The following is a 15535-nucleotide window of genomic DNA, read 5'->3' on the forward strand; positions in this document are numbered from 1 at the left end:
GGATGTCGTCCCCACCACAATAAAAAAGTCATTTTTTGACCGCCGGGTGCACAGCCAGCGGTAAAGGGTAACGTAAGGGGTTTAAATGCGGATTTACGCACGCTGGATAGCGGCGCTGCTGCTGAGCGTCACGGCATTGGTTGCTGTGGCTGATGAGCAACGTGGCTGGCAGCCAGTCAATGAAACCATTCGTAAGAGCGATCATGATCCACGCGCCTACCAGGCCATTACGCTGACAAACGGTATGACCGTATTGTTAGTCTCCGATCCCGCCGCACCGAAGTCGCTGGCAGCACTGACCTTACCGATAGGATCCCTCGATGATCCCAATCAACAGCTGGGGCTGGCGCACTATCTGGAACATATGGTGCTGATGGGGTCGAAGCTGTATCCGCAGCCGGATAACCTCGCAGAATTCCTGAAAAAACATGGCGGCAGCCACAATGCCAGCACCGCGTCTTATCGCACGGCGTTCTATCTGGAAGTGGAAAATGATGCACTGCAACCGGCGGTGGATCGTCTGGCCGATGCTATTGCTGAGCCGTTGCTGGATCCGGTCAATGCCGATCGTGAGCGTCATGCGGTTAATGCGGAATTGACGATGGCGCGATCGCGCGATGGTTTGCGCATGGCGCAGGTGGGCGCGGAAACTCTCAACCCGGCACATCCCGGTGCGCGTTTTTCGGGCGGCAACCTCGATACGCTTAAGGATAAACCTGATAGCAAACTGCATCAGGCATTGCTCGATTTCTATCACAGCCACTACTCGGCTAACCTGATGAAAGCGGTGATTTACAGCAACAAACCGTTGCCGGAAATGGCGGATATCGCCGCGAAAACGTTTGGCCGCGTGATCAATCATCAGGCTAAAGTGCCGGATATCAGTGTGCCGGTGGTGACTGATGCACAGAAAGGCATCATTATTCATTATGTGCCTGCTCAGCCGCGCAAACAGCTGAAAATTGAGTTCCGCATTGCCAACAATAGTGACCGTTTCCGTAGCAAAACGGATACATTGATCAGCTATTTACTCGGTAATCGCAGCAAAAACACCCTGAATGACTGGCTACAGCGCCAGGGGCTGGCGGACGGTGTTAACGCCGGAGCCGATCCGATGACCGAACGCAGCAGCGGCGTGTTTGCCATTACCGTGTCCCTGACTGATAAAGGTCTGGCGCAGCGTGATGAAGTGGTCGCGGCGATCTTCAGTTACCTCGATATGCTGCGGAATAAAGGCATCGACAAAGCCTATTTCGATGAAGTTTCCCATGTGCTGGCGTTGGATTTCCGTTATCCCTCCATCACCCGCGATATGGATTACATCGAATGGCTGGTTGATACCATGCTGCGCGTGCCAATTGAGCATGCGTTGGATGCCCCATACCTGGCGGATGATTATGATCCTGCCGCCATCAAAGCGCGTCTGGCGGAGATGACACCGCAGAATGCGCGCATCTGGTATATCAGCCCGCAGGAGCCGCACAACAAAGAAGCCTACTTTGTGAATGCGCCCTATCAGGTGGATAAAATCAGCGATGCCCAGTTCAGTGACTGGCAACAGCGCGCGGCTGCCATCCAACTGTCAATGCCGACGCTTAACCCTTATATCCCGTCAGATTTCTCGATTATGCCGTCTGATGGCAAAACCTATACCCATCCGGTGGCGCTGATTACGGGCGACAGCATGCGTATTTTCTGGATGCCAAGCCAGTTCTACGCCAGTGAACCTAAAGCTGCCATCACCCTGGCGCTGCGTAACAAAGCGGCGATCAGTGATGCTCAGCAACAAGTGTTGTTTGGCCTCAATGACTATCTCTCCAGCCTCGCGCTGGATCAGCTGAACTCTCAGGCCTCGGTTGGCGGTATCAGTTTCTCCACCGGAGAAAACGATGGGCTAGAGTTCAACGCCAGTGGCTTCACTCAGCGTTTGCCTGAGTTGCTGAAAAAGCTGGTGGAAGGCTATGCCACTTTCACGCCGACTGAGCAGCAACTGGAACAGGCGAAATCCTGGTACCTTGATCAGCTGGAATCCGCCGACAAAGGCAAAGCCTTTGAGCTGGCGATTCAGCCAATGCAGATGCTGTCGCAGTTGCCTTATACCCAACGCGAGGTGCGCCGTAAGCTGGTGAAAGAGATCACCCTGAAGCAGGTAACGGACTACCGTGATGCACTGATCCACCACGCCACGCCAGAAATGATCGTGGTCGGGAATCTCCCTGCTGACCGGGTTAAACAGTTGGGGGAGGACCTGAAACAGCAGTTGCAAAGCGATGGCCATCGTTACTGGCATAGCGACTATGTGTCGATTGAGAAACCGATTAAAGCCAATCTGCAAAAAGCGGGCAGCAGCACCGATTCGGCACTGGCAGCGCTCTATGTCCCGCTGGGTTACAGCGAATATCAAAGCATGGCAAACAGCTCAATGCTGAGCCAAATCGTGCAGCCCTGGTTCTACAACCAACTGCGCACCGTAGAGCAATTGGGTTATGCGGTGTTTGCTTTCCAGATGCCGGTAGGCCGCCAGTGGGGTATCGGCTTCCTGTTGCAAAGCAACAGCAAACAACCCGCTTTCCTGCTGCAACGTTTCCAGGCTTTCTATCCACAGGCGGAGCAGCGTTTGCGCAGCATGAAACCGGAAGAGTTTGCCCAGTATCAACAGGCGATGATCAACGATCTGCAACAACGCCCGCAAACGCTCGATGAGGAAGCAAATCGCTACAATCGTGATTTCAACCGGCAGAATTTTGCCTTTGATACGCGTGAAAAAGTGATTGCTCAGATTCAACAACTGACCCCCGTCGGACTGGCGGATTTCTTCCATCAGGCGGTGCTGGCTCAGCAAGGCATGGCAATGATTTCGCAAATCGGCGGCAGCCACGATGGCACGGTGAAAGACGATTATGCTCAGTTGCCGGGCTGGACCACCTGGCAGGAGCTTTCGCAGTTGCAACAGTCGCTGCCGGTTAAGAGTGACGCCCAATGAGTTTGCAGCCAGAATCGCTCAATCCGTTAACGCTGCCGTTGCGTGGCGAGCGGTTAATTGAGGCATCCGCAGGAACGGGGAAAACCTTCACTATCGGTCTGCTTTACCTGCGGTTGTTGTTAGGGTTGGGAGGCGAACGAGCCTATACCCGCCCACTCTCGGTGGAAGAGATTCTGGTGGTGACTTTCACGGAAGCCGCGACCGCAGAATTGCGTGGGCGCATTCGCGCAAATATCCACGAACTGCGGCTGGCTTGTATTCGTGGTCACAGCAACAACCCGATGTTGGCTCAACTGCTGACGGAGATGCCGCAACCAGCGGATGCAGCGTCCCTGCTGCTGGCAGCGGAACGGCAGATGGACGAAGCGGCAATCTTTACTATCCACGGCTTCTGTCAGCGTATGCTCAACCTTAATGCCTTTGAATCCGGCATGTTGTTTGAGCAGCAGTTGATTGAAGATGAACAACAGCTGCTGAAGCAGGCCTCTGCCGATTTCTGGCGACGTCACTGTTATCCGCTGACGCTGGACGTGGCGCGAGCCATCGTGGCGGAGTGGAGTGGCCCGGAGCAGTTGCTGGCAACCCTGCGTCCCTGGTTACAGGGAGAAACGCCTACCCTGCAATCTCCCCCGGCGGCTGATGAAACTTTGGCTACGCGACATGCGCAGAATCTGGCACGTATTGCAGATATTAAAGCGCGCTGGGCTGCGGTGGGCGAAGACATTGTTAGCCTGATTAGCGATTCCGGGGTCGATAAGCGCAGCTACAGCAGTAAAAATCTGCCGGTATGGGTTAACAAAGTGTCGCTCTGGGTGCACAGCGAGACGCTGGACTATCAGGTGCCCCCGGAACTGGCCCGTTTTGGTCAGCAGGTGCTGGACGAGAAAACCAAAAAAGGGGAGGCCCCGCGTCACGCATTGTTTGTCGCGATTGACCAGTTCCTGGCGCAGCCGATTTCTCTGCGTGATTTGGTGATTGCCCGGGCGCTGAGCGAAGTTCGTGAGGCGGTGCGTAAAGAGAAACGTCTGCGTGCGCTGCTTGGCTTTGATGACCTGTTGAGTCGTCTGGATGAAGCGCTGCAACAACCCGGCGGGGCACAGTTGGCACAGGCCATCCGCCAGCGTTTCCCGGTGGCGCTGATTGATGAATTTCAGGATACCGATCCGCTGCAATACCGTATTTTCAGCACGCTGTATGTTAATCAACCAGAGCATGCTTTGCTGTTGATCGGCGATCCCAAGCAGGCAATTTATGCCTTCCGTGGGGCTGATATTTTTACCTATATCCGCGCCCGTAATGATGTGAGCGCTCACTATACGCTCGATACCAACTGGCGCTCCTCACCATCAATGGTGACAAGCGTCAACCAGCTATTCTCCAGGCTCAAAGCCCCGTTTCTGTTTGCCGATATTCCTTTTCTGCCAGTGAACTTTGCCGTACCGAACCAGACGTTGACCCTGAGTCTTGACCAACAACCCCAGGCGGCATTGCGTTTTTGGTTACAACCCGGCGAAGGATCCAGCGTGGGGGATTATCAACAGTTGATGGCGCAGCAGTGTGCGGCGGATATCAGCCGCTGGTTGCAGGCTGGTCAGCAGCAACGTGCGTTGTTAGGAAAAGCCCCGGCTTTGCGACCGGTGCAGGCATCCGACATCACCGTGCTGGTCCGTAGCCGCAACGAAGCCAATCTTATTCGTGAGGCATTGAATCAGCTGGCGATCCCGTCGGTATACCTGTCGAACCGCGATAGCGTGTATACCACGCCGGAAGCGCGTGAACTGCTGTGGCTGCTACAGGCGGTTTTGGCACCGGAACAGGAGCGTATGCTGCGTACCGCCCTGGCAACCTCATTGTTTGCCTTTGATGCGGCGCAACTGGATGCGCTTGACCAGGATGCGCGCGGATGGGATCAACTGGTGGATACTTTTGCCCGCTGGCAGTTGGTGTGGCAGCAACGTGGTGTATTGCCCATGCTGCGGGAGATGATGCTGGAGCGTCAACTGGCGGAAAACCTGCTGGCTTCCGAAAACGGTGAGCGTCGTCTGACTGACTTGCTGCATCTTGGCGAGCTGTTGCAGGAGGCGGCCAGCCAGCTTGACAGTCCTCATGCCCTGGTGCGTCATCTGGCGCAGCAGATTGCCCGCCCGGACAGTCAGGCGGCCAGTCAGCAATTGCGTCTGGAAAGCGATCGCCATCTGGTGCAGATAGTCACCATCCACAAATCGAAAGGGTTGCAGTATCCCCTTGTTTGGCTGCCATTTGCCGCCGGTTATCGCGAGGCCGATAGCGCGTTGTATCACGACCGGGAAAACTTCGGGGCGGTGCTTGATCTGCAAAATGATGAGGCCAGCCTTGAGCTGGCAGAACAGGAGCGTCTGGCGGAGGATTTGCGCCTGTTATATGTGGCGCTGACGCGTTCGGTGTATCACTGTAGCGTTGGCGTGGCCCCCCTGTTCCGTGGCACGCGAAAGAAAGAGGGAGCCAGCGATCTGCATAAAAGCGCGTTGGGTTATCTGCTGCAACGCGGTGAGGCGGCAACAGCGGAGCAGTTGGCGGCGTTGCTGGCGGAGATGAACGCTGACGGTACCGAAGTGGTGCTGGCCGGGGAGTCCGATGCCACGCGCTGGCAAGCGCAGACCGTCAGTGAAGAGACATTAAGCGCACGGGAGGTCACGCGTGTGCTGGCCGAACCTTGGCGCGTTACCAGCTATTCAGGCTTGCAGCAGCATGGCAGCAGTCGTTTGCTGGAGGTCATGCCTGGGTTTGATGTGGAAGCATCTGGCGATGAGTCGGGTGAACCTCAACCATCAGCGTTGACGCCCCACCATTTCCCGCGTGGTGCCGCCCCCGGCACCTTTCTGCATGAATTGTTTGAGTCGCTGGATTTCACTCAACCGCCAACGGAAGCGGTGCTGGAGCAGCATCTGCAACAGAATGGTTATCCGCTGCACTGGCAGCCGATGTTGAGCGCATGGATTGCCAGGGTCGTCAGTACACCGCTTGATGAGCAGGGTATTCAGCTGGCAGGAGTGCAGACAAAAGATCGCCTGGTAGAGATGGCGTTTTATCTGCCGATTGAGGGCATGTTGCTGGCCGAAAAAATGGATAAGTTGGTCAAAAGCCATGACGAATTATCCCGCCAGGCGCCAGCTCTCGATTTTCGTCAGGTGCAGGGCATGCTGAAAGGCTTTATCGATTTAGTGTTTCGCTGGCAGGGGAAATATTATTTGCTGGATTACAAATCTAACTGGTTGGGTGACAGTCATGACGCTTACACGCCGCAGGCGATGGCCCAGGCGATGATCGACCACCGTTACGATTTGCAGTACCAACTCTACAGCCTGGCACTACACCGTTATCTGGAGCATCGCCTGGTGGATTACGACTATGAACAGCATTTCGGTGGCGTATTCTATCTGTTTTTGCGCGGCATGGATGGCAGCTCGCCTGCCAATGGGGTGTTCCATACCCGCCCCTCCCACGCATTCATTACCCAACTGGATAACCTGTTTCGCGGCGAAGGAGCGACATCATGAGTAGCATGACTGCGCTGCTGACTCAGGCGATGGCGTTGCGTTTGTTGCGCCCGCTCGATATCCAGTTTGCCTGCCTGTTGGCAGATGACACTCAACCGGCACGTTTGCTGGCGGCGGCCTGTCTGAGCGCGGAGGCCGGTGAGGGGCACGTTTGCCTGCCTTTGACACAATTGACGGCGGAGCAATTATTTAATGGCCGACATCCTGAGCTGGCCCAGGCGATGTGGCAGGCTGCGGGTGCCCCGCAAGACTGGCAAGCGGCGTTTCACGATTGGCCCGCGCTGAGTGATGGCTCACAGGCTACCCCGATGGTACTGACGCAACAGCGGCTCTACCTGCATCGCTTATGGCAGAACGAAGGTCAGGTCGCACGCTTTTTCCGTGTGGATGCTGCACCACAGCAATTCGCGCCAGAAGTGGTGCGCTCGGTGCTGGATGTGTTGTTTGGTACCCAGGCAGAAGACTGGCAGAAAATTGCCGCTGCGGTGGCGTTAACGCAGAAAACCGCGGTGATTTCTGGTGGGCCAGGCACCGGGAAAACCACCACGGTGGCAAAATTGTTGGCGGCGCTAATCCGGCTGAGTAAGGACCCACTGCGCATTCAACTGGCCGCACCGACCGGCAAAGCGGCGGCACGCCTGACGGAATCGCTCGGTAAGGCGTTACGGCAACTTGACGTCAGCGAGGAAGAACGCTTCTGCTTCCCGGCAGAAGCCACCACGTTACATCGTTTATTGGGGGCGCAGCCGGAGACACAACGCCTGCGCTATCATGCCGGTAATCCTCTGCATCTGGACGTGCTGGTCGTGGATGAGGCCTCAATGGTTGACCTTGGCATGATGGCGAACCTGATTGCCGCGTTGCCGCCACAGGCTCGCGTCATCTTCCTCGGCGATCGCGATCAGCTTGCATCGGTAGAGGCCGGGGCGGTGTTGGGGGATATCTGTCGCTGTGCGGAGGCGGGTTATAGTCCGGTACGTGCAGCACTGCTGAGTCAACTGACCGGATGTCATCTGACGGGCAGGGAAGATCCCCAGGCTCCACAGGTACGTGATGCCATTTGCCTGCTACGCAAAAGTTACCGCTTCGACGCACAATCCGGTATCGGTCAGTTAGCAGCCGCCGTTAATCAGGGTGATGTGGTTGCGGTCGAACGGGTGTTTGGTGCGGGCTTCAGCGATATCTCTCGCCAGCCGTTGAGCGATACTGAGGCGTATCAGACGATGCTGACACAGGTCGCAGAGGGATATCGACCCTACCTGAACCTGGTTGCCGAACGAGCCGACCCCGCCACGATTATTCATGCTTTTGGCCGTTATCAGCTGTTGTGTGCGTTACGTGAAGGGCCTTTTGGTGTTCAGGGGCTTAATCAGCGTATTGAACAGAAACTGATTCAGTTGCAATTGCTGCGTCGTCCGACTGGGGGCAGTCGCTGGTATCAGGGGCGACCGGTGATGGTGACGCGCAACGACAGCGCATTGGGGCTGTTCAATGGCGACATTGGCATTACCTTACTGGACGAAGAGGGACTGCTGAAAGTCTTCTTCCCGTTACCGGATGGCACCATCAAAGCCGTTCAGCCCAGCCGCTTACCGACGCATGATACGGCTTGGGTGATGACGGTGCATAAATCCCAGGGATCGGAGTTTGATCATACCGCGCTGGTCATGCCGGCGCAGTTTCTGCCGGTGCTGACCCGTGAACTGATTTATACCGCCATTACCCGTGCACGCCATCAATTGACGTTGTTCAGCGATGAAGGGGTATTCCGCCGTGCGGTACAACTGCGCACGCAGCGCAGAAGTGGATTGCTGGAGAGATTGGTTTCGTAGCGGCGGGATTTATCGCGCGGGTTTTTATTGGCATCGCGCACGAAATCGCGCGATGAATCGCGCCGCTACGGCAGGCGGAACAGTTAGCGCAAATCTGCCATCAACACTTTAGAACGGCGCTGATAGTTGTACATCTTTTTCTTGCTCTCCGGCAGCGATTCAATGTCCACCGGTGTGAAACCGCGTTCCTGGAACCAATGAATGCTGCGGGTGGTGAGCACGAACAGCTTTTTCAGACCCATCTGCCGTGCCTGCAATGCCACACGTTGCAGCAGTGCTTCGCCGCGTGACGAGCTACGATAATCCGGATGAACGGCCACACAGGCCATCTCGCCAATTTGTTCGTCCGGGAACGGGTAGAGTGCCGCGCAGGCAATGGTCAGGTTATCGCGTTCGATGATGGTGAACTTGTCGATCTCCATTTCCAGTTGCTCGCGTGACCGACGTACCAGAATCCCTTGTTGTTCCAGCGGGCGAATCAGCTCCAGAATGCCACCAATATCATTGATGGTGGCACGACGAATCTGTTCGGCAGACTCCATGACAATCTGTGTGCCGATACCGTCACGCGAGAACAACTCCTGCAACAGCGCGCCATCTTCCTGATAGCTGATTAAATGGCTGCGACGCACGCCGCTGCGGCAGGCTTTGACTGCGCCACGCAGAAAACGCACCGTGCCAGAGAGAAAATCACCTTCCTTTTCCATTTCATCAATACGCGCCTGGGCGTCGTTCGGGAACAGTTCGGAAATGATATTGCCATCGCGGTTGGTCACGCCCTGTTCAGAACAGAAGCCGATCATTTTTTCCGCTTTCAGTTTGATCGCCAGTTGGGTAGCGACTTCTTCTGAAGTCAGGTTAAAACTCTCACCGGTAACGGAAACAGCAACCGGACCAAGCAGCACAATCGCCCCGTTATCCAGCTGACGATGGATTGCCTCTTCGTCGATACGACGAATGCGTCCACTGTGGCAGTAATCCACGCCATCATCGACGCCAAGAGGTTGGGCGATGATGAAGTTGCCGCTGACCACGTTAATATGCGCGCCCTGCAAAGGGGTGTTGTTCAGGCTCATCGACAGACGCGCGGTGATATCCAGCTGTAAACGACCTGCCGCCTGTTTCACCAGCTCCAGCGATTGCGCATCGGTAACACGCGTATGTTTATGATAAGTCGGCTCCAGTTGATGCTGTGCCATGCTGGCATCAATCTGCGGACGGGCGCCGTAAACCACCACCAGGCGGATGCCAAGGCTATGCAACAGACCGATGTCGTTAACGATGCTGGAGAAGTTATCATGCTCGATGGCCTCGCCACCCAGCATGATGACAAAGGTCTTGCCACGGTGGGCATTTATATAGGGAACGGTATGGCGAAAACCCTGAACCAGTTCAGTACTACGTTCCTTCACGGCAAACCCTCTGTGAATGGTTATTCGAAATTTTTGTATTTTTATGCTTTATTGCGCCGTAATGCAAGCGGCCAGCCTGACGTTACTTTACGAATTTTCTGATGCAACCTGTGCTAACAGCCTGCATTATCTGGCTTTTCCTGAGTGGGAAGGCACCAGGGACTGGCTAAAGTTTTCATCTTCTTTTACTCAACTGGCGATATTTTAGACATTACGCAGTAGCTGGAGAGGCATGTTTGACGTAAATCCTTTTTTTTCACGCCGACGATTATTGCAGGGAGCGGGCGCGCTATGGTTGCTGAGCGTGACGCGCAGCGGGCTGGCGGCCAGCCAGCATATTGTGGCCGTGCGCATCTGGCCTTCGTCGACGTACTCGCGCGTTACGCTGGAATCCAATGTTCCCCTGCAATACAAACAATTCACGCTGAGTCATCCCGACCGTCTGGTTATCGACATCAACAATCTGCATATCAATCCGGTGCTGAAAGGCGTCGATAAACTGGTGCGCGTTGATGATCCCTATATCAAAACAGCCCGCGTGGGGCAGTTCGATCCCAATACGGTGCGTATTGTACTGGAACTGAAGCGCAGCGTGGCACCACGCAGCTTCACCCTCGATCCGGTTGCGGGGATTAAGCACCGGTTGGTGGTCGATCTTTATCCCAGCCAGCGTCAGCCGGAAGAGGATCCCTTACTGGCGTTACTCCAGGATTACAATCAGGGCGATCTGGATCGCGATCAACCTGCGCAGGCCCCGTTACCGGGTAAAGCCGGACGGGACCGCCCGATTATCATCATGATCGATCCAGGGCATGGCGGGGAAGATCCGGGCGCACATGGCAAATACAAAACGCGTGAAAAAGATATTGTGTTGAAGATGGGGCGTTATCTGAAGGCGCTGATCGACAAACAACCCAATATGAAAGCCTATATGACGCGCAACGAAGATGTATTTATCCCGTTGCGTGTCCGGGTGGCAAAAGCGCGCAAGCAGCGTGCGGATTTGTTTGTGTCAATTCACGCCGATGCCTTTACCAGCCGCGCGGCGCGCGGTTCGTCGGTGTTTGCGCTTTCCACCAGCGGCGCAACCTCTGCCGCGGCACGCTTTCTGGCACAAACCCAGAATGAATCAGACTTGATTGGTGGCGTCAGCATGAGCGGCGACCGTTATCTCGACCACACCATGTTCGACATGGTGCAGCGGCAGACCATCCATGACAGCCTGAAGTTTGGTAAAGAGGTGTTGTCGCGCATGGGGCACATCAACCATTTGCATAAACGTACGGTGGATCAGGCCGGTTTTGCGGTGTTAAAAGCGCCTGATATCCCGTCGATTCTGGTAGAGACGGCGTTTATCAGTAATGTGGAAGAAGAAAGGAAGCTACGTACAGCGCGTTACCAGCATCAGGTAGCGGAAGCTATTCTGCATGGCATCAAAGCGTATTTCGAGAAGGGGGCGGTGCTGGCGCATCGCTGATGGTTGTGGCAAGGATGCCGCGATTCTCCAGACGATAAAAACAAAAAAACACCCGTTAAGGTGCTTATTTGTATTGGTTGCGGGGGCCGGATTTGAACCGACGACCTTCGGGTTATGAGCCCGACGAGCTACCAGGCTGCTCCACCCCGCGTCCGTCTGTCGCTGTGCGACTTTTCACATTGTCTCTCTTCATCTAAGAAGAGTTGGTTGCGGGGGCCGGATTTGAACCGACGACCTTCGGGTTATGAGCCCGACGAGCTACCAGGCTGCTCCACCCCGCGTCCGTGGATGCGCACTATACTCCGCACGCGCCGCGATGCAACCCCTTTTTGACAGAAAGCACAAAATTTACAGCCAGTTGGTGAATAAAACCTCCAATAGGTTATTTATTGTACGTATATCAAGGTCGCACTGGGTGGCGGATTTCATTCTGTCGGCCCCTTTGCTATCGTCGCCATGCAAACTATCGATAAAAAGAGAAGGTCATGAAAGCAAATCGTGTGAAGTATGCACTTACTGGCGCATTTCTCGCGCTGTTGGCGGGTTGTAGCTCCAAACCTACGGATCGTGGCCAGCAATATATAGATGGCAAGTTGGATCAGCCGCTGGGCCTGGTGAACCAGCCGAATGCGAAAGGGCGTCCGGTCAATGGCCGGGACTTTGGCGATCAGGTTCGTCAGATTCAGTCTGCGTCCTCCGGGTTGTATGGCCGCAACACCGGTACCTACAGCGCGATTGAAAACTGGCTGATGTCAGGCGGTGATACCCGTCAGTTGCGTCAATTCGGCCTTAACGCTTATCAGATGGAAGGGACGGATAACTACGGCAACGTGCAGTTCACCGGTTACTACACCCCGGTGGTCGAAGCACGTTATACCCGTCAGGGCGAATTCCAGTACCCGATTTATCGTATGCCGCCTCGCCGCAGTGGGCAAAAATTACCCAGCCGCGCTTCTATCTATAGCGGCGGCCTCGATGACCGTTATGTTATTGCTTACAGCAACTCGCTGATCGACAACTTTATGATGGATGTTCAGGGCAGCGGCTATGTCGACTTCGGCGATGGGCGGCCACTGCGCTTCTTTGGTTACGGCGGTAAAAACGGCTGGGCTTACCATAGCATTGGAAAGGAGCTGATCGATCGTGGTGAAGTGAAACGCGAAGATATGTCGATGCAGGCGATTCGTCAGTGGGCGCAGACACATTCACCAGAAGAGGTGCGTGCACTGCTGGAAACCAACCAATCTTTCGTGTTCTTCAAACCGGAAGAGTATGTACCGGTACGTGGTGCCAGCGCCGTGCCGCTGATAGCCAAGGCTTCGGTGGCCTCTGACCGTTCGCTGATCCCTGCCGGGACGGCGCTGCTGGCGGAAGTGCCGCAGTTAAACGAGAAGGGCAAGTTTAACGGTAAGTATGAAATGCGTCTGATGGTGGCGCTGGATGTCGGTGGTGCGATTAAAGGCCAGCATTTTGACATCTATCAGGGCGTCGGCCCGGATGCCGCTCATTTGGCTGGTTTCTACAACCATTATGGTCGTGTCTGGGTGCTTAAAGCGGCACCGGGAGCCGGTCAACCGCTGTTCAGCACCGCACAAAGCGGCAATAATGGTTCGTTGTTGTTAGGTTCCAATTAAATTTTCCTCTGCGGGCGTTATCGCTCGCACGATCAGTAAGGTTTGTTATGACAGTGGTTAGCGACGCCTGGCGGCAACGCTTTGGCGGCACGGCGCGTCTGTATGGGCAGGATGCGTTGCAGCGTTTTGCCGACGCCCATTTTTGCGTGATTGGCATTGGCGGTGTGGGTTCCTGGGCGGCAGAGGCACTGGCGCGTACTGGGATCGGTAAAATCACCCTGATTGATATGGACGATGTCTGTATCACCAATACTAACCGGCAGATTCATGCGTTGCAGGGCAAAGTGGGCCAGGCAAAAACTGAGGTGATGGCGGAGCGTATCCGCGCGATTAACCCGGAATGTGAGGTCATCTGTATCGATGATTTCATCACGCCGGAAAACAGCGCAGAACTGCTGCCGGTCGGCTTCGATTATGTGATCGATGCGATCGATAGCGTACGGCCCAAAGCGGCGCTGATTGCCTGGTGTCGGCGCAACAAGATTCCGTTGATCACCACCGGTGGTGCCGGTGGACAGATTGATCCGACGCAGATCCAGGTAAGCGATCTGGCGAAGACCATTCAGGATCCGCTGGCGGCGAAACTCCGTGAGCGTTTGAAAAACGATTTTGGTGTGAAGAAGAACAGCAAAGGTAAGCTGGGCATCGATTGCGTGTTTTCGACGGAGGCACTGGTCTATCCGCAACCAGACGGCAGCGTCTGTGCATCCCGCAGCACCGCAGAAGGTCCGAAGCGGATGGATTGCGCCGCCGGATTTGGCGCTGCGACGATGGTGACCGCGACCTTTGGTTTTATCGCGGTTTCACACGCGTTGAAGAAATTCCTCGCGCGAGCAGCGCGGCAACATTAAATATGCTGGCGTGCGGCACGTTGCACTGCGTCGGCCAGTGCCTGCAATCCGCTGCTGCGAGAGGCGCTGAGCTGAGCGCGCAGGCCAAGCGTATCAAACAGCGCCAGTGGGTCCTGTTGCAGCAGGGCGGCTGGCGTTTTCCCTTCGACCGCGGTGAGTAGCACCGCCAGCAAGCCACGCACGATGCGACCTTCACTGTCGCCATAGAAATGTAAGGTGCCATTGCTTTGTAGCTGGCTACTCAGCCAGACGCGATTCTCACAGCCAGTCAGTTCGATTTCAGCGGATTTTAAATCCTCCGGTAAAGCAGGCAACTGACGACTCAACTGAATCAACTGACGATAACGGTCTTCCCACTGATAAAAATGGCTGAATTTCTCCGTCAGGCTGGCCTCGGTAATCAGATCACCAAACGGGTGCGGGGCGAGAAGGGCTGTGCTCATTGTATTATTCACTCAGTAAATCCACGGCGCTATGCATGGCGCGCACCAGCGCGTCCACGTCCTGCAAGTTATTATAGGGGGCGAACGAGACACGCAGCGTGCCGCTGACACCCAGTGCCGCCATCAGGGGCTGGGCGCAATGTTGACCGGCGCGCAACGCGATGCCATGTTCTGCCAGCAGTGTGACGATATCGCTATGATGGATACCCGCGATATCGAACGCCAGCAGGCTGCTGCTGCCGCAGCGGAAACTGCGGAAACCGGGCAGGGCGCTCAGCTGTTCTTCGGCGAGGCTTGCCAGTTGCTGGCTCCACATCTCCATCTTTTCCGCGTTGTGCTGGCTGAGCCACCGCAGCGCAGCGCTTAAGCCAATCACCCCTGCCACATTCGGTGTACCCGCCTCAAAACGCCACGGCACCGGTTGTGGGGTGAAACCGCTGAAATCCACCTGCGTCAACATTTTGCCGCCACCTTGCCAGGGGGACATGGCTTCGAGTAATTCCGCCTTGCCATACAGCACGCCAATACCCATCGGCCCGTACAACTTATGGCCGGAGAACGCATAAAAATCGATATCTTCAGCCTGCACATCCGGTGCGCAATGCACCACACCCTGTGCGCCATCGACCATCACTTTGGCACCCACGGCATGTGCCAGCTGAATCGCCTGCGCCAGGTCCGGGCAACCACCGGTGACATTCGACATCTGACCGATAGCCAGCAGACGGGTACGTGAGTTCAGTAAGTGAGGCAACTGCTGAATATCGGGCAGGCGATTGGCCCCCAGCGGCCATTTCACCACTTTTGCGCCTTTTGCTTGCGCCACCATCAACCAGGGCACCAGATTGGCGTGGTGCTCCGCCTCACTCACCACAATTTCATCGCCAGGTTGCAGACGCGGAGCCAGCCAGCTGTTTGCCACCAGGTTGATGGCTTCAGTGGTCCCACGCGTCCAGATAATTTGTCGGTCATCGGCAGCATTCAGCCAGCGTGCGACCAGGCCGCGTGCCTGTTCATATTGTTCTGTCAAGGCACGCGCGGCGGCAAACTGGCTGCGATGTACCGTCCCGGCGCTCAGGGAATAGAATTGTTGCGTGGCCTCAATCACCGCCAGCGGTTTCAGGGCGGTGGCGGCGCTGTCGAGATAGACACCAGCATCAGCCAGCGCGGGGAATTGCTGGCGAAAAGCGGTGGGCGTAAAAATGGTCATATCCGGCCTGTTGTGATGAGTTTTTAGGACCAGACTGAAAGTCGGTCTGTAACCTGGCAAAGCTGGGAAAGTGCGTTATGCTAATTATTGCAAGGTTTAAACCAAAACCCGCATTAGAAATCGACCTTTACCAGTCGATTTCACTTTTTCAGCTGCC

General features: G+C 55.6%; 9 protein-coding genes and 2 tRNA genes. 6 read left to right on the forward strand and 5 right to left on the reverse strand.

Annotated elements, in window-relative coordinates:
* Nucleotides 1-85: 85 nt before the first annotated feature.
* The 3 genes from ptrA to recD are packed head-to-tail and all read left to right on the forward strand — an operon-like array spanning nucleotide 86 to nucleotide 8351.
* Nucleotides 86-2983, forward strand: coding sequence for a pitrilysin (gene ptrA / locus CTZ24_RS12775; RefSeq protein ID WP_208723711.1), 2898 nt, complete (start codon nucleotides 86-88; stop codon nucleotides 2981-2983).
* Nucleotides 2980-6519 carry an exodeoxyribonuclease V subunit beta gene (recB, locus tag CTZ24_RS12780; protein WP_208723712.1) on the forward strand — a complete coding sequence of 1180 codons (3540 nt, stop codon included), beginning with the start codon at nucleotides 2980-2982 and terminating at the stop codon, nucleotides 6517-6519. The genes ptrA and recB overlap by 4 nt, the downstream gene beginning before the upstream one ends.
* A complete protein-coding gene (recD, locus tag CTZ24_RS12785; RefSeq protein WP_208723713.1) occupies nucleotides 6516-8351 on the forward strand; it encodes an exodeoxyribonuclease V subunit alpha in 1836 nt (611 codons plus the stop codon). The genes recB and recD overlap by 4 nt, the downstream gene beginning before the upstream one ends.
* 83 nt (nucleotides 8352-8434) lie before the next feature.
* On the opposite strand, the gene argA is transcribed toward recD, so the two are convergent.
* The gene (argA, locus tag CTZ24_RS12790; RefSeq protein ID WP_208723714.1) at nucleotides 8435-9763 is read right to left on the reverse strand and encodes an amino-acid N-acetyltransferase; all 1329 of its coding nucleotides are present in this window, start codon (nucleotides 9761-9763) and stop codon (nucleotides 8435-8437) included.
* Between the two features lie 232 nt (nucleotides 9764-9995).
* Here argA and amiC point away from each other — a divergent pair, with 232 nt between their 5' ends.
* Complete coding sequence (gene amiC / locus CTZ24_RS12795) at nucleotides 9996-11240, forward strand: N-acetylmuramoyl-L-alanine amidase AmiC (protein ID WP_021184560.1); 1245 nt, start codon at nucleotides 9996-9998, stop codon at nucleotides 11238-11240.
* 74 nt (nucleotides 11241-11314) lie between these two features.
* Here the strand turns inward: amiC and CTZ24_RS12800 are convergent.
* Together CTZ24_RS12800 and CTZ24_RS12805 are read right to left on the reverse strand one after the other, a co-directional pair.
* Nucleotides 11315-11391: transfer RNA gene (locus CTZ24_RS12800), tRNA-Met, on the reverse strand.
* A 53-nt stretch (nucleotides 11392-11444) separates the two neighbouring features.
* Nucleotides 11445-11521 (reverse strand) — tRNA-Met (locus CTZ24_RS12805).
* A gap of 204 nt (nucleotides 11522-11725) precedes the next feature.
* Between CTZ24_RS12805 and mltA the strand changes: the two genes are divergently transcribed.
* Nucleotides 11726-12874 (forward strand): murein transglycosylase A, encoded by a 1149-nt coding sequence (gene mltA, locus CTZ24_RS12810; protein ID WP_021184559.1) that lies wholly within the window; start codon nucleotides 11726-11728, stop codon nucleotides 12872-12874.
* 47 nt (nucleotides 12875-12921) lie between these two features.
* Nucleotides 12922-13725, forward strand: a complete 804-nt coding sequence (gene tcdA, locus CTZ24_RS12815; RefSeq protein ID WP_208723715.1) for a tRNA cyclic N6-threonylcarbamoyladenosine(37) synthase TcdA — start codon at nucleotides 12922-12924, stop codon at nucleotides 13723-13725.
* On the opposite strand, the gene csdE is transcribed toward tcdA, so the two are convergent.
* Both csdE and csdA read right to left on the reverse strand, forming a co-directional pair.
* Nucleotides 13722-14168 (reverse strand): cysteine desulfurase sulfur acceptor subunit CsdE, encoded by a 447-nt coding sequence (gene csdE, locus CTZ24_RS12820; protein WP_208723716.1) that lies wholly within the window; start codon nucleotides 14166-14168, stop codon nucleotides 13722-13724. The two genes, tcdA and csdE, sit on opposite strands and share 4 nt — an antisense overlap.
* Nucleotides 14169-14172: 4 nt before the next feature.
* Entirely contained in the window at nucleotides 14173-15378 is a 1206-nt protein-coding gene (gene csdA, locus CTZ24_RS12825; protein ID WP_208723717.1) for a cysteine desulfurase CsdA, read from the reverse strand.
* Between the last annotated feature and the right edge of the window lie 157 nt (nucleotides 15379-15535).

The sequence above is a fragment of the Pantoea phytobeneficialis genome (genome assembly GCF_009728735.1).
Lineage (GTDB): Bacteria > Pseudomonadota > Gammaproteobacteria > Enterobacterales > Enterobacteriaceae > Pantoea > Pantoea phytobeneficialis.

Bases quoted from the DNA above. Each gene is read 5' to 3' on its own strand.
- ptrA (WP_208723711.1), top strand. From the start codon at position 86: ATGCGGATTTACGCACGCTGGATAGCGGCGCTGCTGCTGAGCGTCACG.
- recB (WP_208723712.1), top strand. From the start codon at position 2,980: ATGAGTTTGCAGCCAGAATCGCTCAATCCGTTAACGCTGCCGTTGCGT.
- recD (WP_208723713.1), top strand. From the start codon at position 6,516: ATGAGTAGCATGACTGCGCTGCTGACTCAGGCGATGGCGTTGCGTTTG.
- amiC (WP_021184560.1), top strand. From the start codon at position 9,996: ATGTTTGACGTAAATCCTTTTTTTTCACGCCGACGATTATTGCAGGGA.
- mltA (WP_021184559.1), top strand. From the start codon at position 11,726: ATGAAAGCAAATCGTGTGAAGTATGCACTTACTGGCGCATTTCTCGCG.
- tcdA (WP_208723715.1), top strand. From the start codon at position 12,922: ATGACAGTGGTTAGCGACGCCTGGCGGCAACGCTTTGGCGGCACGGCG.
- csdE (WP_208723716.1), bottom strand. From the start codon at position 14,168: ATGAGCACAGCCCTTCTCGCCCCGCACCCGTTTGGTGATCTGATTACC.
- csdA (WP_208723717.1), bottom strand. From the start codon at position 15,378: ATGACCATTTTTACGCCCACCGCTTTTCGCCAGCAATTCCCCGCGCTG.